The organism is Roseiconus nitratireducens (assembly GCF_008629675.1).
In the GTDB taxonomy this organism is placed as follows: Bacteria; Planctomycetota; Planctomycetia; order Pirellulales; family Pirellulaceae; genus Stieleria; species Stieleria nitratireducens.
Window position 1 is genome coordinate 529,319 of record NZ_VWOX01000003.1, and the last position, 21,024, is coordinate 550,342.

Consider the following 21,024-nt stretch of genomic DNA (forward strand, 5'->3'; position numbering starts at 1 on the left):
TGGGGCGGGATGAGGCAAAATCCTGTTGGTGGGCGGATGCCGGTTGGTGATTCCCGACCGATTCGCCGATGTACACGAAAGGGTCATCCCCCCACGGACGGTAACCGACGTCGGATCCACCCACCACGGCATAGCATGCGGCCAGCTTACTTAACCCTGACAGTTTTCCTGATCGTTTTCGGCGGATCGTCGAACGTGGTGGCTCAGAATGCGCCGGCGGGGAACTATCGCTACTGGTCGTCGAATTGGTCCTTTGAAGCGATCGACCTTCAAGCGCTGACGCGCCGGATTCAAAGCCTTGGCATTCCGGTACCGGTCCGTTTGGCCGGGAAGGCGGACATCAACTTTGACGTGTCAGTGCCGTGGAACGCACTGCGGACGGCGGAAGCCTACAAGTTCAAAGGCACCTTCGCCGCGAGCAATTTACGCGTCGATGACGTCTTGCTGACGTCCTTGCAGGCGGATGTCGATTACGCCCAGGGCGTATTGAAATTGAACAATCTGCGGGGCGCCCAAACGGATGGGAAGTTCAACGGCAGCGCGACCGCCCAGCTAGTCCCCAGCAAGGACTTCCAGGCCACCATCCAGGCCACCAATTTTGACATCGGTGCAATCGCAAATCTGTTACAGAAATTTGAGTTGATCCCCGCCGAACGCCCGATCCGCGGCGCGGTGTCAGCCGCCGTGCAGGCCAGCGGCCAAGTGGATCAACTTCGGTCCCCAGAGATGTGGGAGATCGGGGGCGATATCTCTAGCCAGAACGTCACCATCGGTGATTCACTCACCTACTCGCTGGCGGTTCAGAAGTTTCAGCTGCGTGACCAGCGGCTGTCGGTTCCCGACCTGCGTTTGACCGCCAGCGAGCTTCCCGGGTTCTACCTCAACGGATCCGCCGAAGTCCCGCTGGACGGAGAGAACGAATTTCAGTTTGACATCCAGACGAACGACTTGCCGGCGACCGATTTGGTCGGGCTGTATTTTGATTCCCCAAAGCGGGTGCTGGACGGAAAGTTGGATTTGCAGGCGGGCGGGAAGGGGCGCTTCACCACGCCCGGTGCGTATCCCGAATTTGAAGTCGATGCGGCCGTCGCCTCGCCATCGATTCGACTGTTCGGAGTCGATCTGGGGATGCTCGAACACGACATCAAATTGACGCCCAGCAAGATTCAGATTCAGCCACGGCGGGACGACGCTGGAGCGTCCGATCTGCAGATCCAAAATCTGACGGCCGACTACGCGGTTTCCGAGCAAGCCATCGAACTCAAGGATCTTGATTCCAGGATCTTCGGCGGCACGTTGCAGGCGGAGGCCCGCGTCATCCGGTCTGGCGACGGGGAACACCGGCTGAATGCGGAATGGACTGACATCTCGCCGCGGATTCGACTGCCAACGCCGGTCAGTTCGGTTCCGTTGACCGTGGTTGCCACGACGTCGGGTACGGTGCAATGGTCGGTACCACCCGACCACATCGACGATCCGTTCTTTCATCGTGGAACGGCTTCAATCCAGGTCGCCCCGCTCCGGATCGGAGATGAGACCGCCGGTGATGCCGACATTCGGTTGGCAATCAACGACCAGGGTGTCGACTTGAACGCCGACGCCAATCTGTTCGGCGGCCGCGTCCACGTCGAGACGACTTCGCCGATGACCGCATCGACCCAGTGGCGTGACTTGCCGGCTCTTTTGGCCGCGGGACAAATCACCCTCGCGGACGTTTCGATCCGTCGGCTGACCTCGTTGGCCTCGCGGGGTGTGAGTCGTTTCGACGGGCGCGTAAGCGGCCAAATCCAGCTGCGTCAGACAGTGGAGGGCCCGTGGGCTGCCGATTCACAATTGGAGATCAACGGCTGGACGTCCGGCAATCAGCTGCTGTCGCGCGGATTGCGGGCACAACTGACCGCCATGGCAGGCGGAATTGAGCTGTCTTCGATTTCTGGAACTTACGCCGGCGGCCAGTTGCAGGCCGAAGGTCGCTGGTCACTGCAACCCGGTCCCCGATTGATCAACTTTCGTTTGACGCGTGCCGATGCCGATCGTGTTCTGCTGCCGATTAGCCCCCGAGCCGACCAATGGTTCGGCGGAATGGTTTCGGGACGTGGTTCCTTGGTCGGCAACGGCGATTCGCTGACTTCCGTCCGAGTGACCGGGTCGCTGGCGGTGGAGAACGGTGAGACGTTTGGCTTTCCGGTCGGCGACGCGCACACCTCTTTTCACGGCCAGTTTTCCGCGGCGCCCTACCGCTGGGCGGTCGCGTTTCCGTCAATCAATGCGGACCTGGCACGAGGCCGCGTCAAGGGCCGGCTGGAATTCGCCAGCACGTCCTCGGGACGCAGCGGCTATCACATGGACAGCCGCTGGCGAGCCACCCATGTGGAATTTGAGAGTTTGCTGAGCGCTTACGTTGGCACCAGCACGATCGGTCGAGGCGATCTGACGGGCGACATGACGCTGACTGGCCGCAACATCCACAGCCTTCGTGATCTGGATGGCGAGTACCGCGTCCGCTTGGGCGGAACCGATGCCACGGCGGTGCCGGGCCTGTCAGCGGCCGGATCCTTGCTGGGAGCATCCTCGCTGGCTGGGGCACGATTTACCAGCGGTGCCTCGACGGGACGGATCAGCCGCGGCAGCCTGGTGATTGATTCGCTTGCAATGTCGGCCGACCGTGTGGCCGTGACGGCAGCCGGACGCGTGGGGCTGGAAAACCGACAAATGGATGTTTTGACCGTGCTGTCCACCGGCAACTTCACCGGTCAGAACCAGTTGATCGCCAGCATTGGCACCCAGGCCCTGTTGGACTTTGCGTTCATCGGCCAGATCAATCGCATCGTCAGCGACCGAACACTGGTGTTCGAACTGGCCGGTCCGACGCGGGACCCGATCATCCGTTTGCTTCCGGCCGAAACGCTGCAAGCCAACGTTCGCCGATTTGCGGTGCAAGAGGCCTTGGGCTTGGTGATTGCCGATTCGATCATCTTCGACTGACACAGCCAGGTGTCGCTTTCGTCACCAAGCGATCGAAGCGCCGCATTGCCCAAGCTTAGATCGCCATGAACTGGTGGGCGAGCACGGCCAGCGCGGCACCGGCGAAGGGTCCCAACACGGGCACCCAGGCGTACGCCCAATTGCTGTCGCGTTTGCCGGGGATGGGCAACAGGGCATGCATCAAACGCGGCCCCAAATCTCGCGCGGGATTGATGGCGTAGCCGGTCGTTCCTCCCAGTGAAAGACCGATGCCGAACACCAGCAACCCCACCGGCAACACCCCCAGCGCCCCGAGTCCCAACACCGGGTCGGATTCGGAGGGCTGTCCGTTGGCAACCAGGCTGGGCGCGGTCATGAGGAAGATCGGCAGGATCAAAGCGAACGTCCCCAAGGCCTCGCAGAAAAACGCCTGCCACGGATTGGGGATGGCCGGTGCGGTGGAAAAGCACCCCAGTTTGGCGTCTGCATCGTCGGTCACCCGAAAATGCTCGCGGTAGAACAGGTACACCAACGCCGCTCCGACCATCGCACCGGCAAACTGCGCCGCGACGTATCCGGCGGCCGACGCGGAGCCCAGTTCCCCGGCCAGCCACATCGCCAGGGTGACGGCGGGATTGATGTGGGCGCCGCTAAATTCCTGGCTGCAAAACGCTCCAATGAACACGGCGACGCCCCATCCAGCCGTGATCACGATCCAGCCGGCATTCTGCCCGTTGGTCTTCGCTAACACGACGTTGGCGACCACACCATTGCCAAACAAGATCAACAACAGGGTACCGATAAACTCGGCGACGAAGGGATGCATGCGTAGGCTCCGGGACGACGACAACCGCGGTGCGGTCCCGCGGAACACCACCACGCGGTGTCACGGTCCGGGCCGCCTGGGGAATTGCGGGTGACCAATCGTATCAGGAAGCCGCCCACGGCGCGGGTGCCCTGGCAGCCGGCGGTTCTGACGTCGAACTCCCCGCGGTGAAGCAATCGCCGCGGCGGGCGGTTTCTCCACCGGTCCACGTGGAATGCCCTTTGCGCCCGACGGGACTGGGTCGAGTTTGCGGGCGGTAAACGTTGTCGATCAAGCACTACCGGCCACCCGCCGATCAGCGTCATCAGGACAACCTGAACAATCGTCAGCACCCAGCCCCGTCGCCACGGTGGTGCGATTGTTCAAGACTCAGGACAAATCCATTGAATAGGATTGCACTTTTAGCGATCAGTCTGCTGCCAGCTTTCGCCGTCAATGGGCTCGCTGACGGGCCGCTCAACCACAGCTCCAACCCCGCTCCGCTGTCGCTGACCGCTGCTCTGCAACAGGATTCCGCTCAGCAACCGGATGACGGCCCCACCCTTCCGGAAATCGAGGTTCGACCGCCAGCGAACTCGGATGCCCAGCCCGAAGCGGTGGCCCCGTCCGATGCCGCGCCGGTGCTGGAACCGCCGACCGGCCAGCCGTCTGGAAATGTCACCCCGCCGGCCGACGATTTCACGGGTGATTTCGAATCCCAGCCCCTGGATCCATTCAACGCAAATGCCGACGGCGGAGCGAGCTTCAGCGAATCCTTCCCGTCCTTGAGCGAAAAAACATTCGGCGGCACGCTGAGCAATCCGACCGGACTGAACAGCGTCGTGCGCGGCGACGAATCACTGTTTGAAACGCCACGGTTGGGAACCATCATCGATCGGGACGATCTGGACCGTCGCCAGGCCACCACGATGTATCGGGCGTTGCAGAAGGAGGTCGGCGTGATGCTGCAGCAAACCGGGAACGGCCAGCTGTCGCCTTTCATCCGCGGACTGACCGGCCAGCAGGTGCTGATCCTGGTCGATGGGATCCGCATGAACACCAGCATTCTGCGTCCCGGCCCCAACCAGTATGCCGCCACCATCGATCCGGGGTCGATCGAACGCATCGAGGTGATTCGCGGCGCCGAGTCCGCCCTGTGGGGTAGCGACGCGATCGGCGGCGTGATCAATGTCGTCACGCGATCTGCCAATCCGTTTCGCGGCAACTACCTGAGCCCGGAGCTGACCGAAATCTACAGCACTGCCGAAGCCTCGTCGTACACGCGCACCGCATTCGGCGGCTGGTACGGCGCGACGGGCGTCTACGGCGGCGTGTCGTACCTGGACGTCGGAAACCTGGATCGCGGTGGAGACTTTGGGCGTCAACCTGGTACAGACTACCAGCAATACTCCGGCGACCTGAAACTGCAACGCATGCTCAACGAAGATCATTTGTTGACTTTTGCCATGCAGCACTTCGAACAACAGGACCTGAAACGGAGCGATCGGTTCTTGCCGTTCGTGCTCGGTCCGGCCACCGACGGCAGCGTGCCCACCCAGCGCCCGACCGTATTCGACCCGCAGCAGCGTGATCTGATCTACGGACGTTTGGAAGGTCTATTGCCCGACGACTTCCTGTTCGCCGACTACTACTCCGTCACCCTATCCGGGTCCCGCACCAAAGAAGCTTCAACGGTTGACCGCTACGCAAGCAACGATCCCGACGCCGTCCCGACACGCCGAGAAATCGGCGAATTTGACGACCTGGGCTGGGGAACCATCCTGACGGCCGCCAAGGACGTGGACGTGTTCGGAAAGCTGACTTACGGCACGGACTTCTACAGCGAATCGATCGACGCCAGGCGAGTCCGAATTGACGACCCGACGTTGCCGGGGGCAACTCCCACACCGACCGACCCCCAGTATCCCGATGACTCTCAAGCGGATCGCGTCGGGGTCTTCACCTCCTGGCACGTTCCGCTCACCGAACGGCTGGATGCCACGACCTCCGTCCGCTACGAGAACATCAACATTTCCGGAACACCCAACTTTGATACGCTGGGTCCGACCTTCTTCAAGCGAACCTACCAAGACTGGATTGCCAGCGTCGGACTGGGCTACGAGCTGACCGACAAGGTGCGATTGGTGGGTGGCTACTACGAAGGCTTTCGCGCACCGACGATTGACGACCTGACCGCGAACAAGACGTTTCTGCAAAACAACCAATCCGTGCCGCTGGTTGGAAACCTGAACGTTCAACCGGAACACAGCCAGACCTACGAAGTCGGGATTAAGTTCAACACCGACCGGTTCCGGCTGCAGGCGATCGAGTACTGGACGGATTTCAGCAGTTTCATCTCGCGTGAAACGATTGACGGAGCCCGATTCCTGACCAACCAGACCGCCTACCTGAACGGCACAGAGATTGACGGCGAGTACCTGATCCGTCCCGACCTGGCGCTGTACGGAAACTTCTATTACACCTACGGCCAGATCACGACCAGCGATCAGCCGATTTCACGGATCCCGCCGACCCAGGGGATCCTGGGATTGCGGTTTGAAGAGCCGGAGCAGCGTTGCTACGTTGACCTCTACACCTGGATGGTGCGGCGAGCCGATCGTTACAACGATTCCAACCTTGGCGATGTCCGTTTCCTGCCCGGCGGCACACCGGGTTATGCGACACTGAACCTGCGGACCGGAAAGTCCTTTGGCAACCAGAATCAACACCACCTTTCGTTGTCACTGGAAAACATTACCGACAAGTATTTCCGCGTGCTCGGAAGCGGTGTCGACGGCCCCGGATTCAACGCGGTGTTCGGGTACCAGTACTTTCATTAACAGGACAGCGTTACTTTGGGCGAGCCGCGGGTTTTCTCGCCTTCACCGGCCGGTAGCGCTTTGCCGCTCATCGCGATGGAAATCACGGTGTTCTCGATTGAAAGTGCCACTGTCCAGCAAGGTTCTATTTGCACGCGAATCCGATATGGCCGCCGTCGCCAGGCTCTGGCAATGATGCAAATTCCCCGCTCTGGTGAGCGTGGCTACCTCAAAGAATCGGATCCGATGATGGAAAAACAAAAGATCAGCCTGGTTTGCTGCCAAGACACGCCCCAAGGCTACACCCAGATCGTCGACATTGAATTGGACGAGTCGCAGATCCAGGAGTTGACGGTCGAAACGATCAAACAGACGCTCGACGCGGGTGTCCAACGAGGACTCCACAACGCCGCCCCCCATCCCGACCACGGGCCGGTGACCTATTTCCAAACCGTCCACTCCGGCGGTTTCTTCGTCTCCGTCGGACCGCCCGACGACCTGATTGAGACCTATTTTGGTGCCGGTTCCCTGGTCGCTTTCAGCGACGCCTCGGGTCCGGGACATGGTTCCCGCGTTGGGCCGGAAGGTGTGCGTCGCACGCTCCGGATCCTGAAAGGCCTGCTGCGTCCGATGTGAGCGCACCCAAGTGCTATCAACTCCCGTCCATCTTGGTTGCGGAATGCTCGGTCAGCACGAATTCGGTGTCGCTACCGTCGCCAGACGGTGGCAATGATGGAAATCCCACGCTCTGGCGAGCGTGGCTACCCCAGAGCATCGCTTTCCAGCGAAGCCTCGTCCAAGACGATTTATGTCTCGTCAGTGACGTTGGCAAGGGACGGTCCACGCTCTGGCGAGCGTGGTTACGGGCGAGCGTGGTTACTGGCGAGCGAGGCTACTTCAGAGTGTCTCTGTCCGGCGAAGCGCTGGCCGAATCGGCGGATCGATGAGAAGGTTTAACGGCAGAGACACCATTGACAGGATTTGCCGGCCGCAGGTGTCGATTGCATTGGTATGAATACGCAGATATCAATCGCCGCCAAATTATCGTGTTTACTACTACTGGTCGCCACGGCCCCCGGTTGCAGCTTGCTGGGCTTTTCCGCGTACCCGGTCGCCCACGTGATGACCGACGATACCAAAGAGGTCCTCGCCCAGACGTCCGTGCGTGGCCCGCTGGCCCGCGAGCTCTCCAAGGAGGTTCGGCCGGCTCACTACCTGCAACCGGGTGACGAGCTGCTGATCGAACTGGCGGACTTCGATTCGGACGTTCGCCTTCCGGCGGATCAGCAAGTGATGGCAGACGGGACGATTGACTTGGCCGAATTTGGCCGTGTCGTCGTTGCCAGCTTGACTCTGGAGCAGGCCGAGGCGGCGGTTCAGCGGGCGATTGCGGCGGTGGAAAAAGAAGCCGTTGCGGTCAACGTGCGATTGATCCAGCCGATCCATCGCTATTACGTGATCGGCGAAGTGAATTCTCCGGGAGCTTATCCGCTGGCGGGTCATGAAACCGTGTTGGACGCCATCCTGGAAGCCGGCGGTTTGACCGCCCGCGCGTCGGCTTGCGACCTGCTGTTGGCGCGGCCCACCCAGCCCTGCTCGTGCCGCGTGACCTTGCCGGTTTGCTATCGCGCGATCACGCAACTGGGAGACACCACCACCAACTACCACCTGCAACCCGGTGACCGGATCTTTGTCGGACGACAATCGTTCTGTGAGGAGATGCTGGCGTACTGCAAGGGATCTCAAACCTGCGAGCGATGCTGCAGCCGACAAGTGGCATGTCGCGACCCGCGTGTCGGCGACCAAACCCAGCCGAACTTTGTGCCCCCGCCGGTCGAACGAATCATCCCCGAGCCCTTGCCGGACCTGGATGCGTTGGGAGACGACGGCATGATCCGGACGGACGAAGCCGCGTCTGCCGATGGAGCATCCGCTCTGAATGATTTGCCCACGGGCGACCTGCCCGCGACGGAACTGCCGGCTCCCGGTCAACCGCCCACACCGGTCCCCTCACGCCCGTTGCCCACGGATCCCGGTGCCGACCGTCAACTCCAAGGCCCGCTGGATGGGGAGTTGGAATTTGATTGACGTCCTCAAGACGGCGTGTTCATCGCGGCTGATGGGGTCGATTTTGAACGCCTTCGCGACCATAACGCACGGCAACGTACTCGATCCAACCGCGGTCCACGACCTTCGGCAGGTTTGATTCCCGGAAGGTCGGACGCTTGAGAATCTCATCGCGTCCTAATTCGATCTTGAATCGTTGATCATCGGTTGCCACGAATGCGCCCAGCGGAATCGCAAAGCGCTTAGCGCGGTCCTTGGCTGTGTCCATCACGGCATAGGCGATTTGCGACGAGATCGGGTCTATCGCCAAGTCGCTGATCGTGCCGACCACGTCGTTTTCGGATGAGACCACCGCCGTATCTTTCAGGCTTGAAAACAGCACCAGCTTGAAGTCGCGTGTGTCGAATTCGAAATTGGGATCTTTGGCCTGCTGACGATCGACGAATGCCAGCCAGTACGGCGGCTGATCGAATTGTTGATACTGTTCACCGGCCAATCGACGATCAAATCGGTCGAAAGGCGGCGTGACCGGTGAGGATTGCCGAATCATCTCGTCGGTCAGCCACGGCTTTTTGATGGCGTTCGCCCGATCAAAAGCCCAGGCCGTGATCGGCAAGGCCAACATCGCCTCGGCATCCTGGGGTGGATCGCGGTATGCGCACAACGCCAGCGCCGCCTGCGACGTTTGCAAGTCCAGCACCAAGTCCGCGACCGAGCCGAGCGAATCATCGACTTCCGCCAAGTCCGTGCCGATGACTTCCGTCGCTCGCACCAGGGTCTCGTGATGGTGACCGACCGCCGATGGCCCACGATTGCCTTCGGCTGACGATTTGCTTTCGGCTGACGGTGCCTGGTCGCGCTGGGCCTGCTGGCCGGATTCGTCCGCTCGTGCCACCGTTACCCATGAGCAGACCGCTAAGGGAGCCGCAACCAAGCAGGAAAGAACCAGCACGGTCACTCTCCCTTCGCACCATCGACCGAGTAACCGTTGACTTCGATTTCCATTCATCACAAGACTCCCTTGGTTTCACTTTGTCGCGTCCGCCATCCGGCGACTTGCTATTCCGCTTCGCTCCTCGCGGTAATGCAAAGCGAGTGCCAAGTGAACGTCGCCGCCGAACGTTGCCACTTTGCAGCGTTTCCGGGCCTCTCGGAGTCAGGACCGGTTTCGCCACTGGCAGGTCGGCCGCCAGAGCGGTCGCTTGCGAATCGGCGACCATGCATTGCTTCATGACCCCTTGCTAGCGAATCGCGTCGGCGACGGATACGATTCTGACGCGCGTTCCCGCCTTTCGTGCGCGTCCCAAGCGAAACGTGATTCTTCTTCTCGAACCGATGTGAGAAACGGTGCCTCTGAGAAAAGCCCGCCGAAAAACCATCGCCCGTCAGAAGGGTCCCCACCAAGGAGTTCACAAGGCGGTTCCGCGCGAATTGCTATGGGTGCAGCGTTGGAGCGAATTGCTGGATGCCCAGTTCCGAATTCCGCTGACTCAAATCCGCTTCGGTGTCGATTTCCTGCTCGGGCTGGTGCCGGGGCTTGGTGATGCGATCAGCATGGGCATCTCCGGACTTCTGATTGCAACCATGGCCAAACACGGAGCCAGCGGACGTCTGGTCGGCCGCATGCTCGGCAACGTGCTGCTGGACGCCGTCGTCGGATCCGTCCCGATTCTGGGCAACGTCTTCGACTTGTTCTACAAGGCCAACCTTCGCAACGCGAAGTTGATGCGGGAGTACTACCAGGAAGGAAAACACTCGCGGAGCGTTTGGCCGATCGTCCTCGCCGTGCTGGTGTGCATCAGTGTGCTGTTTGCGCTCGGCTGTTGGGCGACGTTCTGGGTGTTGAACCGAATGTGGACCTGGGTCACCGGTTCCTAGCGGCAAAGCCAAAATCTCAAATGCGGCCGCGTCCATTCGAGGCTTCAGGAATCACCCGAACCGGTTCAAGACGTCGCGGATGTCCAACAGATACACTTGGCGTCCGCCGTCGTGGGGACTATCGATCGCCACGGTGTGACCATCCATGCTGCTACGCGGGTGCGTGTCGCATCGCCATTCCCCTTTGTATTCCGGCGGCGAGGGGAAATGTCCCAGGTCGACACGTCGTCCGCTGGGGACGTGGTACAGATAAACCGTTTGCCGGCGCGTTTGGCGATCCGGATAGGTGTCGTTCAGGATCCAATCCTGATACGGCTCCGCCAGATAGGTGTTGTGACCGTTGACCGGCATCTTATCGTGGCCGACGGGACGGACTTGATCGGTCTGGTCGGTGAACACGTAAAAACCGTTGTTCATTCCCGCCGGCTTGGTCCACATCGTCACTTCCTGGCTGTCCTTCCAAATGAAGTGGGACGTGTGTCCAGACGGATCCAACACGTAGCGATTGCGGCCATCCACATCCGCCGTCAACATCCGCGTGACAAAGCCGCCTTCGAATTGCAACGACCGTGGATCAAACTTGGGGCGATAGCGATGCAGGACGATGAAACGCTGGCAATCGGGGCTGACCAATAAGTGGTTGAAGTAGTGCCATGCTTCGGGATGCGTCTTTCCGTCGGACCACGGGATCGCGGCCACATCGGCCAACGACAAGATCAATTCATCGCGACCGGTTTCCAAATCGACACGCCAGATTCCGGAGTCCTCGGGAGCTCTCACGGCGACATTCGGATCGGCCAACCCGTCGTATCCGTAGCCGGGCCGCAGGTTGTCGATGCGCCGAAAATCGGCCGACAGCCCGAACTTTCCGTCGGACGACACCGTGTAGATCGGGCGGGGCAGGGTGCGCACTGATTTGGATTCGGTGTCATACAGTCGGCAGACGAACGCATCGTCCTGGCGGTCGTTCCACAGGATCCGTTTGCCGTCCCGGCCGATCCATTGCAGCATGCAACCTTGCTGCCATCCCCAGGCGCGGCTGGTCCCGACCGGTTGCCAGCGGTCACCGTCGGACGTATCGACCAGCCCCACGGTGATCTGGTCGTCGGCCGTCGGCGACCGGCCCTCAAAGCCGACTTCGTTGGTGAGCACCAGCTTCCCGGTCGGATCGAATTCGTGTTTGTCGTAATAGCCGAACCAGTGATGACCGGGTCCCCGCGTGATCGCGCGACAGGGCACAAAGGTTTCCAGCGGGCCCACCGATTCGGCATGACAGTGGCGGGAAGCTCCGACGAGTGCGGCCGAGGAAACGGCGGCGTGGAATTGACGTCTGGAAATCTTCATCGGGGAACCAACAGGCGAAGCGGAAGGGCGGGGCAGGGAAGGGCAGGGCGATAGTTTAAATCGCCTCGCCGTCACCGTGGGCATTCGCCTGGCCCGAGTCAGCGAGGAATCCTTGACGTCGACAAAGGCTGACTCCGCATTATTCCAAGAGGGGTCCCGCGTCAGCGAGGGCACGCTTGCACCGACCCTCGCTGGACGCGCTCCCCCACTGGAACCCCAATGGGATCCCCGAACCGACAGCGCGCGTTCCAACACGCCCCATTGTCACCACGGCATTTTTGTCACCGCCGCTTTTTCTTTCGCTTCTTGGCGGCTTTCGACGACCGGAAAACTTGTTCCGCGAACCCGGGATCGACGCGTGCCAGCTGCGTCATCCGCAAGTCGACTTGCTCGCGTTTTCCCTTCCGATCTTCCACCAAGACGAACGGCAGGCAGACCGCCACGACGCGACGCGGTGGCTGCACGCGAGCGGGAATCCAGCGGACGCGGACCGGCGTCTCGGGCGGAAACAACCGCGCATCGTCGCTCCAGCAGAACGAAACGATTTCGGTGGTCTGCCGCAACACGGCGACGTAGTCCGAGACGCAGATGTCATCCGGCGCCAGCACCTTTGCGGCGGAGTATTCGGCGGTGGAAGAAGTTTTCGTTGACATGCCAGTGATGACAGACCGAACGGCGGACGGGTTCGGCATCAGCGCCTTCGTCTTCCGATGCGACGCAAAGACGGCTCGGCCCGCGACCCGACCGTGCTCTCGCCGCAGTGTCTGACGCTCGCGGAGTCACCGTGGGCAACTCGGCTAACGGTGATTCGCCCCGCTTTGGTATCGTACGCACATCTGAATCCGACCCTCACGGCTGGCCCGATCATGTCTGACGCCCCTTCCGCATCCGATCCGACTCCGGACGATCCCTCGCGCCCAAAACCACACGGCAATTGGCTGACTTACGCGATCGGCGGAGCCATCATCGCGGCGATCGCGCTGGCGCTGCTTGCGCCGCACGTGGCCGAATCCTTGGAGGTCGGCGGCGAGCTGTTTCTGCGCGCCTTGAAAATGATCGTGGTGCCGTTGGTATTCACCTCGGTGATGTGCGGCGTCTTGGGGCTGGGGGACGTTCGCAAATTGGGGCGTCCGGGTGCGACCGCGATCGGTTATTACCTGGCGACCACCGTACTGGCGGTGTTGGTGGGCCTGGTGGTGGTCAACGTGATCCGACCGGGCGAAGGCACGGTGGACCAGGCGAAACTGTCCGAACTGTCGGGCGGTGGAATGGGGACTCCCAAGGCGCAGATCACCAAAGCCTTGTCCCAGTCGACCGGCTTGAGCACCGGCGAAGTCGCCAGCGTCCTGGAAGATCTGCCCCCCGGGGAATCCTCGCAGCCGGGCATCGGATCCATCTTCAAGAACCTGTTGTTGATGTTGGTCACGGACAATTTGTTTGTCGCGGCGGCGGAGACGCAGTTGCTTCCGATCATCGTGTTCGCCATCGTGTTTGCGGGAATGTTGACGACGATGCACCAGGACGTCAGCAGCATCACCACGCTGGTGGTTCAATCGAACGAAGCGTTGATGAAATTCGTGATGCTGTTGATGAACATCGCGCCGCTGGGAATCTTCTGCCTGGTCGCGGCCCGATTCGGTAAGGCGCAAGCCAGCGGAGAGTTTTTGGATGAACTGGCGCAGATCGGCTGGTACTTTGGCACCGTCCTGATCGGACTGGCGATCCACGCATTCGTGACACTTCCGTTGATCTTCTATCTGGTCCGACGGGAGAATCCGTACCGTTACATGTTGGCGATGTCGCAGGCGTTGCTGACCGCGTTTTCCACCGCCAGTTCGTCGGCCACGCTGCCGGTGACGTTGGAATGCAGCGAAGAGGCCGGCATCTCCAAGCGGTCGACCGAGTTCGTGATTCCCCTGGGAGCGACAATCAACATGGACGGGACGGCGCTCTACGAAGCGGCGGCGGCCATCTTCATCGCCCAAGTCGTACCCGGAATTGATCTGACGCTGATGCAGCAAGTGATCGTCGCGGTGACCGCGACGTTGGCCGCGATCGGCGCCGCCGGGATTCCCGAGGCCGGCTTGGTGACGATGCTGATCGTTTTGAACGCCGTCGGTCTGCCACTGGAGTACATCGGATTGATCCTGACGGTCGATTGGCTGCTGGATCGGTTCCGAACCACCGTCAACGTGCTCGGTGACAGCATCGGAGCGGCCGTGGTCGAAAAAAGCCTGCCGGATGCTCTTCCGGCGTCACCCGCCGCGGCATCCGCCTCCTGACAGGCCCCCTCGTTCCCGGGCTCCCGCCTGGGAACGCACTGCCACGCTGGCTCCGCCAGCTCCCGGGACGCTGGACGCCGCCACAAACCTGGCGCCGCCGCGGCAGGCAGAGCCTGCCCGCCCAGCCGGTGCCAAGGCCGGAGCCTTGGAACCAGGGAGCGAGAACTCCGCCACCCCACGCTCGTTCCCGGGCTCCCGCCCGGGAACGCACTGCCACGCTGGCTCCGCCAGCTCCCGCGACGTCGAACGCCGACAGAAACCGGCGCCGCCGCGGCAGGCAGAGCCTGCCAGCCCAGCCGGTGCCAAGGCCGGAGCCTTGGAACCAGGGAGCAAGAACTCCGCCACCCCACACTCGTTCCCGGGCTCCCGCCCGGGAACGCACTGCCACGCTGGCTCCGCCAGCTCCCGCGACGTCGGACGCCGCCACAAACCGGCGCCGCCGCCGCAGGCAGAGCCTGCCCGCCCAGTGGGTTCCAAGGAGAGAGCCTTGGAACCAGTGAGGGCTTCCTGGCCGAGTCCCCTTCCGATTTCCGCGTGGCTGCGCGAAACTAGCCGCCGCCGGCGGGAACCCGTTTCGCCGTCATTTACGCATTTCCAGACGATACTCTTCATGAAATACGCCATCGTGATTCCGGACGGTTGCGCCGATGAACCCCTGGAGGCGCTCGGTGGCAAGACTCCGTTGCAAGCCGCATCGGTGCCGACCATGGACCAGATCGCCGCCGACGGCCAAGTGGGCCTTGCCGACAACACGCCGGCCCATTTTCCCGCCGGCAGCGAAATCGCGAACCTGTGTCTGCTGGGGTACGACCCCAACCGGTACTTCACCGGACGCGCCCCGTTGGAAGCAGCCGCCAGCGGCATCCAGCTGGGGCCATACGACTTTGCCGTGCGTTGCAATTTGGTCACCATCGAAAACCAGACGATGGTCGATTTCACCGCCGACCATATCAGCAGCGAAGAGGCGGCCGAGCTGCTCAGCGCGGCGGGCGAGGCCTTGCTGGGCGACAGCGGCGGCCGATTCGAATTCGTGCCGGGCGTCAGCTATCGCAACCTGCTGATCTACCGGGGCGACGAGAACACGCAGCCACCTTTTTCCGCCGACACCCGCAGCACCGCTCCCCACGATTTGACCGATCTGTCGGTCGCCGACGACTTTCCGCGGGGTCCCGGCAGCGACCTGCTGGTGGCGCTGATGAATGGTTCGGCCGATGTCTTCGCCGACCATCCGGTCAATCGGGCAAGGGTCCAAGCCGGCAAACGTCCGGCTACGAACGTCTGGCTGTGGGGTCTGGGGGGCGCGCCGGACATGCCGTCTTTCCAAGAACGCTTTGGCGTCCAAGGGGTGATGATCACCGCCGTCGATCTGCTCCGCGGGATTGCCGCCCTGGTCGGTTGGCCGCGGATCGAGGTCGAAGGGGCGACCGGCTACCTGGATACCGATTACGCCGCCAAGGGAAAGGCCGCGGTGGCCGCGCTACAGGATTACGATCTGGTTTGCGTCCACATCGAAGCGCCCGATGAAGCGTCCCACGAGGGTCGGCCGGACGCGAAGATCGAAGCGTTGCAGCAGATCGACCAGCACATCGTCGCGCCGCTGAAAGAGGCTTTGCAGGGGCACGGCGATCATCGCATCCTGGTCACTCCCGATCACCCCACCTTCTGCCGCACGAAAAAACACACCCACGGCATGGTCCCGTTGGCGATGGCCGGCACCGGCATCACGCCGGACGGACAGACCACGTACGACGAATTGTCTGCGGCCGCGGCCGATCGGCGGTTCGACCATGGCTGGGAATTGATGGACTCGTTCATCATCCGCTAGTTTTGCAACGCGTCCCGTGGGCCGGACGCTTCGCCCGGTCGGCGATCGTGATCGCGGATCGCCATCGCCGACCTTTACCACCGGTCCGGTCGACGTCACCACCGTTGAACCCGTCACCGGCTCCCGCCTCCTCCCCTTCACGTCCTTTTTGTCAGCACTGTCATGTCACTGATCGTCCAGAAGTTTGGCGGCACCAGCGTCGCCGATGTTGAAAAGATCCGGGCCGCGGCGAGAAAAGCGATTCGCGCCCAGCGGCAGGGCAACCGCGTGGTCATGGTCGTCAGTGCGATGGGCAAGAACACCGACCGGTTACTGGAATTGGCCGCGGAAGTCGGACCGAATCCGCCGGCCCGAGAAATGGACATGCTGCTGAGCACCGGCGAACAAGTCAGCGTGGCTCTGGTTGCGATGGCGATCCACGAGCTGGGCAGCGAAGCGGTCAGCCTGACCGGTGGGCAAATCGGCATGCAGACCGACAGCAGTTTCAGCAAGGCTCGCATCCGATCGATCAACACCGAACGGATCAATCGCTTGCTTGACGATGGCAAGATCGTGGTCGCAGCCGGCTTTCAGGGAATCGACAACGATTTGAACATCACCACGCTGGGGCGCGGTGGCAGCGATACGACCGCGGTCGCGCTCGCCGCGGTGCTCAAAGCCGACTCCTGCGAGATCTACACGGATGTTGACGGCGTGTACACGACCGATCCTCGCCTGCTTCCGGAAGCCCGCCGGGTGGACGTCATCAGCTACGACGAAATGCTGGAACTTGCCAGCCTGGGTGCCAGCGTGATGCACAACCGCAGCATCGAGTTCGCCAAAAAGTTCGGCGTTCCGATCCACGTGCGGAGCAGTTTTTCGGACACCGAGGGCACGATGATTGTCACCGAACAGGAATCGTCCTCGGCGCCCGTCAGCGGTGCCGCGATGACGCCCGACGAGGCGCGTGTCACCGTCCTGGGTGTACCGGATGTTCCCGGCAAGAGTCTGCAAATCTTCTCCGCGATCGCGGAAAAGAAAATCGCCGTCGACATGGTCGTGCAAAACGTCGGTGACGGCGGCAAAGCCGACGTGTCATTCACCGTCCAACGCAAGGAATTGGCAACCACGTTGGCGACGTTGGCGCCGGTCGTCGACGCCATCGGAGCCGAAGCGTTGACCCACGACGACCAGGTCAGCAAGGTCAGCGTGGTCGGCGCCAACATGGTGCAGCAAGCGGCCGTCGCCAGCCGAATGTTTCGGGCGCTGGCCCAGGCGGACGTCAACATCCACATGATCACCACCAGCGAAATCAAGATCAGCGCCCTGGTACCGCGTGATCAGGCGATCGACGCCTTACGGGCCGTCCACACGGCGTTCTCGTTGCACGAGAAACCATCGGACGCGAAGTCCTGGAGCGAAATCAAAGCGGATCGGGCCGCCGGAGTGGAGGTCGAAACCTTGGTCAGCCGCCTGCGAGATGATGCGTTGGAGGCGCTCACGTTGACGGGCATTTCGGTCGTCGAGGACCAGGCCCGCGTGACGCTGTTCGGTGTCCCCGATCGCCCCGGAATCGCCGCCGACATGTTCGAAAAAATCGGTGCCGCCGGGATCTCGGTCGACATGATCGTGCAGGGCTACAACGGCGAAGAAGGTTCCACCAGTGTCAGCTTCACCGTGGACGAAGACGCGTTGGAGCCCAGTTTGAAAGTGGCCAAGCAAATCGCCGCGGCCCACGCCATGCGGGGTGTGCAGGGCGGTGGCAACATCGCCAAGGTGACCGTCAGCGGGATCGGACTGCGCAGCCACACCCATGTGGCCACGCTGCTGTTCGAGACCTTGGCCGCCGACGAAATCAACGTGCAGATGATCGGCACCAGCGAATTGCAAGTGACCGCGGTGATCGACAGCGAAGCCGCCGTCCGCGCCAAGATCGGATTGGAGCGGGTCTTCGCCGAATCCCTGGCCAAGTGACTCAGATCGAGTCGCTACCGTACTATTCAAAGCTGCTTTTTGAAATTCACCCTCCCGCTGGGAGGGTCAAAGGCGAGGCACGAGCCTTTGGGGAGGGCTTTTTCTACAACCAGATGTAATCAACCAGGGCCGCCATGCCCCTCCCCGCGTCGTCGCAAGCTCCTCCGCGACCCTCCCGGAGGGAGGGTGAAGTCTTGTGTTGATACCAATGCCCGGAAGGAGATCCCGTTCAATCAATCTTTCTGTTGTTGACCTTCCGGCTGATCCGGTGCGTCGCTCTTTTCGATGTCGTCGGGCTCCAGTGCCGGCAACTCCGCGACTTCGCCGATCGCCAGGGCCAACCGCCCCAACATGGCGAAGTACAAGAACACCGTCGTGATTGAGAGCACCACGCCGATCGCCACGCTGATCGGTGAGTAACTGGCGATCAGGAAGTACCCAAACAGCGCGGCGAACAAAATCCCCGACGAAAAATAGAAGGCACCCCAATCTTCTTGGCAGCGTGTCACGCTCTTTCCAACATCCTCAGAAAACGGCGACGTGACGCTCTGCATGTCCAGCATCGACAGCAGGATGAACGGAAACGCGGCGTAGACCGAAAACATGACCACGCCGATCGAGATCACCGCCGGCGCACCGAAGGCCTTGGTCAACACGTAGGCCGGCCCCACGGCGATCGCGGTGGCGGCGATCACCAGCGACAGCGGTTCAAACCAGCCGACGGGATCGACGGTCGGCCAGTCTTCGATTTGCTCATGTTCGTTCGCCACCCCGATCAAGATGGCAAAGCCACATGCGGTCGTCAGCGTGATCCCGATCAGGCCCAGCGGGAACATCCCCAGGGCAAACACCGGAATCGCATAGGTCACTGCGGCCGGGATCGCCAGCAGGATCGACAGTCCGACCAGGTGGATGATCACGCCGGTATCGAGAAAAATTCCGAACACGGTTTTGAACCAACCGACCGTGCTGGGGACGTCATCGTCCGGCTTGTTCGGTTCATCGGAATCATCCCGCTCGGCCGCCTTCAACAGTTCGTCGGCGCTGCGTTGAAACGGATCGGCCGGTCGTTCCGGGCTGGCGGACTCGGCAAAGCGATAGCTTTCCGCTTCCTGCGTGATCGTCGGGGTGACCTTCTTCTTAGGCGGTTTCGGCACCCGAACATCACTGTGGCAATCGCCGCAGCGGATGGTTTTCCCGGACTGTTTGACCTTGGGGTACAACAACGATCCGCAGACCGGGCAGGTCACGCGAAACGTCTGTTCCGGATCGAGGGGTTCCGCCGCGGGGGCCTTGGCGCCCTGACCGGCGGGTTGATTTGGACCGGCGGGTTGATTTGGGGCAGCGGGTTTGCTCGAGGCAGCAGGTTGCTCCAGATCGGGCAGACCGGAAAACAAATCTTCCGGATCGCTGGACGTCTCGTGCTCGATCCCGCCCGACCCGAACCCACCTTCCAGTCCGTCCGTCCCGAACGCGTCTTCCCCGAAACCGTCCTCCTCGACCAGTTCAACCTCATCCACCTCGTCCGTGTCGGAACCGACGTCATCCGCGTCTTCCAGCGACACCGATGACGTGGGTGCCGGGCGTGGCGGCGGGTCTTCGTCCAACGTCAACCAGTCATCGTCTTCCGCCGTCGCGCCGGCAGAGCCGCTGAGCGATGCCGGTGCCAGAAACGTCTTCTGACAACGCGGGCACTGCAAACGCTGGCCGGATTGTTCCGGGCCGACCGTCAGCGAAGCGTTGCATTTGGGGCAATGGACAATAGCAGACATCTGGACCGCACCCGTATCGGAAAGGAGACGCGACCTTCACCCCGCAAATGAACGGACAACGCGTCAGAGACCCGACTTGAGTGTAGCCGCCGGGGTGGGTTTGCTTCCAGTCGCCCCGGTCGGCACGGCACCAGCGCCCGCGGAAAAACCATCGCCCGCGAAAACCGCGTCACCTTTTTGGCAGCGACGCTCAATACTCCGTCCAGCGGCACCCTTTCCAGCGACTCAGCGCTTCAGCGCCATGTCCACCAGCCCCTGAATGGAATTGCGAGACGCCTTCTTGCGGACGTGGAGCCGGTCGCCGGGGCGAAGGGCATAGTCGCTGGCCGGCTCAACAACGCCATCGCCGTCGAATTGGACGTCCATGCGGATGCCAGAAATAGATTCCGGTGAGGGACGATACAGCGTGGCGTCGACGCGTCCGAAACGCTTCATCACTCCGGTTTGCGTCAGCAGTTCGCTGACGAACACGCTCCGCGGACCTTCGGGCAGTGGCAAGACGCGGATCGGCGCTTCGTCACCGGCCACCTGAAGGACGACCGCACCTTCGGCTTTGGCTTGGCGAATCCGCTGGTACGTTTCCATCGACAGCGAACCGTCCGCGGTCTCCCCGAGCGCCGGGGTGGTTCCGGCCGCCGGCTGGTACTTCATCGTTTGACGCTTCGATTCCGGCAGCAACATGCTTTGAAAGTTCGGTGCCATCAGGTCGGCAGCCGACATCGACGGCAGGTCGACCGACGTGCAACCACCACACAAACTGAATAGCAGCAGCGACAGGGGAAGCGTCAGATACGCGTGTCGCAGTGGAAACGACAGGCCGGTGCGGTGAGGCAGGGAAGCAGTGATCATGGTCCGGGGCACTCGGTCAGGAGAGGTCGTCCGATCGATGCGCAAGGCAGGATGCGGAACGAAGTGGGAGGCTTAGAGGAAATATTCGGACGCCCGGGAGAGCAACTTGAGATTTATCAATGATTTCTCTCAAGAAGACGCCCTGGGCGCAGAGTGGGGTCCTCGAAGACCACCCCAACAGGGGCCCTGACTGCGATGAACCTGAAGCAGCGCCGGAGCACCTTGGCCCACCCGATGCCCTGGCTCTCCCAGTGCCCTGGCCCGCCCGGCGGCGACCAATTGCGGGACGGACGCCGCTGCATCCAGATTACTTCTTCCGTCTCAGGCGGTCGGCTTGTATAGTCTGCATCCCTCACAGCGACAGCCGACCAGCGATCCCCCCTGCGGGACGCATTCCCGCGTGGGTCCGGATTGGGCCCAGTCGTTCAAATTGGGCAATGTTCGGCCATCCGACGCCCACGCCGAC

At 61.8% G+C, this 21,024-nt stretch carries 14 protein-coding genes; 8 read left to right on the top strand and 6 right to left on the bottom strand.

Going from position 1 to position 21,024, the window contains the following annotated elements; genetic code table 11:
- The first annotated feature begins 195 nt into the window (after nucleotides 1–195).
- Entirely contained in the window at nucleotides 196–2,985 is a 2,790-nt protein-coding gene (locus FYK55_RS07340; RefSeq protein WP_161604362.1) for an AsmA-like C-terminal region-containing protein, read from the top strand.
- Between the two features lie 55 nt (nucleotides 2,986–3,040).
- On the opposite strand, the gene FYK55_RS07345 is transcribed toward FYK55_RS07340, so the two are convergent.
- On the bottom strand, nucleotides 3,041–3,790 hold the full coding sequence (locus FYK55_RS07345; protein ID WP_150075723.1) for an MIP/aquaporin family protein: 750 nt from the start codon (nucleotides 3,788–3,790) through the stop codon (nucleotides 3,041–3,043).
- Nucleotides 3,791–4,173: 383 nt separating this feature from the next.
- On the opposite strand from FYK55_RS07345, the gene FYK55_RS07350 reads away from it, so the two are divergent.
- From FYK55_RS07350 to FYK55_RS07360, 3 genes are all read left to right on the top strand, one after another.
- Nucleotides 4,174–6,609, top strand: coding sequence for a TonB-dependent receptor (locus FYK55_RS07350; protein ID WP_161604363.1), 2,436 nt, complete (start codon nucleotides 4,174–4,176; stop codon nucleotides 6,607–6,609).
- Nucleotides 6,610–6,780: 171 nt separating this feature from the next.
- Nucleotides 6,781–7,224 (top strand): hypothetical protein, encoded by a 444-nt coding sequence (locus FYK55_RS07355; RefSeq protein ID WP_150075725.1) that lies wholly within the window; start codon nucleotides 6,781–6,783, stop codon nucleotides 7,222–7,224.
- 375 nt (nucleotides 7,225–7,599) lie between these two features.
- Entirely contained in the window at nucleotides 7,600–8,676 is a 1,077-nt protein-coding gene (locus FYK55_RS07360) for a polysaccharide biosynthesis/export family protein (RefSeq protein ID WP_235908491.1), read from the top strand.
- A 19-nt stretch (nucleotides 8,677–8,695) separates the two neighbouring features.
- Here the strand turns inward: FYK55_RS07360 and FYK55_RS07365 are convergent, their stop codons facing one another.
- On the bottom strand, nucleotides 8,696–9,664 hold the full coding sequence (locus tag FYK55_RS07365) for a PRC-barrel domain-containing protein (RefSeq protein WP_150075726.1): 969 nt from the start codon (nucleotides 9,662–9,664) through the stop codon (nucleotides 8,696–8,698).
- A gap of 338 nt (nucleotides 9,665–10,002) precedes the next feature.
- On the opposite strand from FYK55_RS07365, the gene FYK55_RS07370 reads away from it, so the two are divergent.
- Nucleotides 10,003–10,533, top strand: a complete 531-nt coding sequence (locus tag FYK55_RS07370) for a DUF4112 domain-containing protein (RefSeq protein WP_390621710.1) — start codon at nucleotides 10,003–10,005, stop codon at nucleotides 10,531–10,533.
- Nucleotides 10,534–10,584: 51 nt separating this feature from the next.
- On the opposite strand, the gene FYK55_RS07375 is transcribed toward FYK55_RS07370, so the two are convergent.
- Together FYK55_RS07375 and FYK55_RS07380 are read right to left on the bottom strand one after the other, a co-directional pair.
- Complete coding sequence (locus tag FYK55_RS07375) at nucleotides 10,585–11,877, bottom strand: hypothetical protein (RefSeq protein ID WP_150075727.1); 1,293 nt, start codon at nucleotides 11,875–11,877, stop codon at nucleotides 10,585–10,587.
- 281 nt (nucleotides 11,878–12,158) lie between these two features.
- Nucleotides 12,159–12,530 (bottom strand): hypothetical protein, encoded by a 372-nt coding sequence (locus FYK55_RS07380; RefSeq protein ID WP_150075728.1) that lies wholly within the window; start codon nucleotides 12,528–12,530, stop codon nucleotides 12,159–12,161.
- A 213-nt stretch (nucleotides 12,531–12,743) separates the two neighbouring features.
- On the opposite strand from FYK55_RS07380, the gene FYK55_RS07385 reads away from it, so the two are divergent.
- The 3 genes from FYK55_RS07385 to FYK55_RS07395 all read left to right on the top strand — a co-directional run bounded on the left by FYK55_RS07385 (nucleotide 12,744) and on the right by FYK55_RS07395 (nucleotide 17,937).
- Nucleotides 12,744–14,159 carry a dicarboxylate/amino acid:cation symporter gene (locus tag FYK55_RS07385; protein ID WP_150075729.1) on the top strand — a complete coding sequence of 472 codons (1,416 nt, stop codon included), beginning with the start codon at nucleotides 12,744–12,746 and terminating at the stop codon, nucleotides 14,157–14,159.
- Nucleotides 14,160–14,769: 610 nt separating this feature from the next.
- Complete coding sequence (locus tag FYK55_RS07390; protein WP_150075730.1) at nucleotides 14,770–15,984, top strand: cofactor-independent phosphoglycerate mutase; 1,215 nt, start codon at nucleotides 14,770–14,772, stop codon at nucleotides 15,982–15,984.
- Nucleotides 15,985–16,146: 162 nt separating this feature from the next.
- Nucleotides 16,147–17,937 carry an aspartate kinase gene (locus FYK55_RS07395; protein ID WP_150075731.1) on the top strand — a complete coding sequence of 597 codons (1,791 nt, stop codon included), beginning with the start codon at nucleotides 16,147–16,149 and terminating at the stop codon, nucleotides 17,935–17,937.
- A 233-nt stretch (nucleotides 17,938–18,170) separates the two neighbouring features.
- On the opposite strand, the gene FYK55_RS07400 is transcribed toward FYK55_RS07395, so the two are convergent.
- Both FYK55_RS07400 and FYK55_RS07405 read right to left on the bottom strand, forming a co-directional pair.
- Nucleotides 18,171–19,709: a hypothetical protein gene (locus tag FYK55_RS07400; protein ID WP_150075732.1), complete on the bottom strand. Its 1,539-nt coding sequence runs from the start codon at nucleotides 19,707–19,709 to the stop codon at nucleotides 18,171–18,173.
- A gap of 225 nt (nucleotides 19,710–19,934) precedes the next feature.
- Nucleotides 19,935–20,558, bottom strand: a complete 624-nt coding sequence (locus tag FYK55_RS07405; protein ID WP_150075733.1) for a hypothetical protein — start codon at nucleotides 20,556–20,558, stop codon at nucleotides 19,935–19,937.
- Nucleotides 20,559–21,024: the final 466 nt, after the last annotated feature.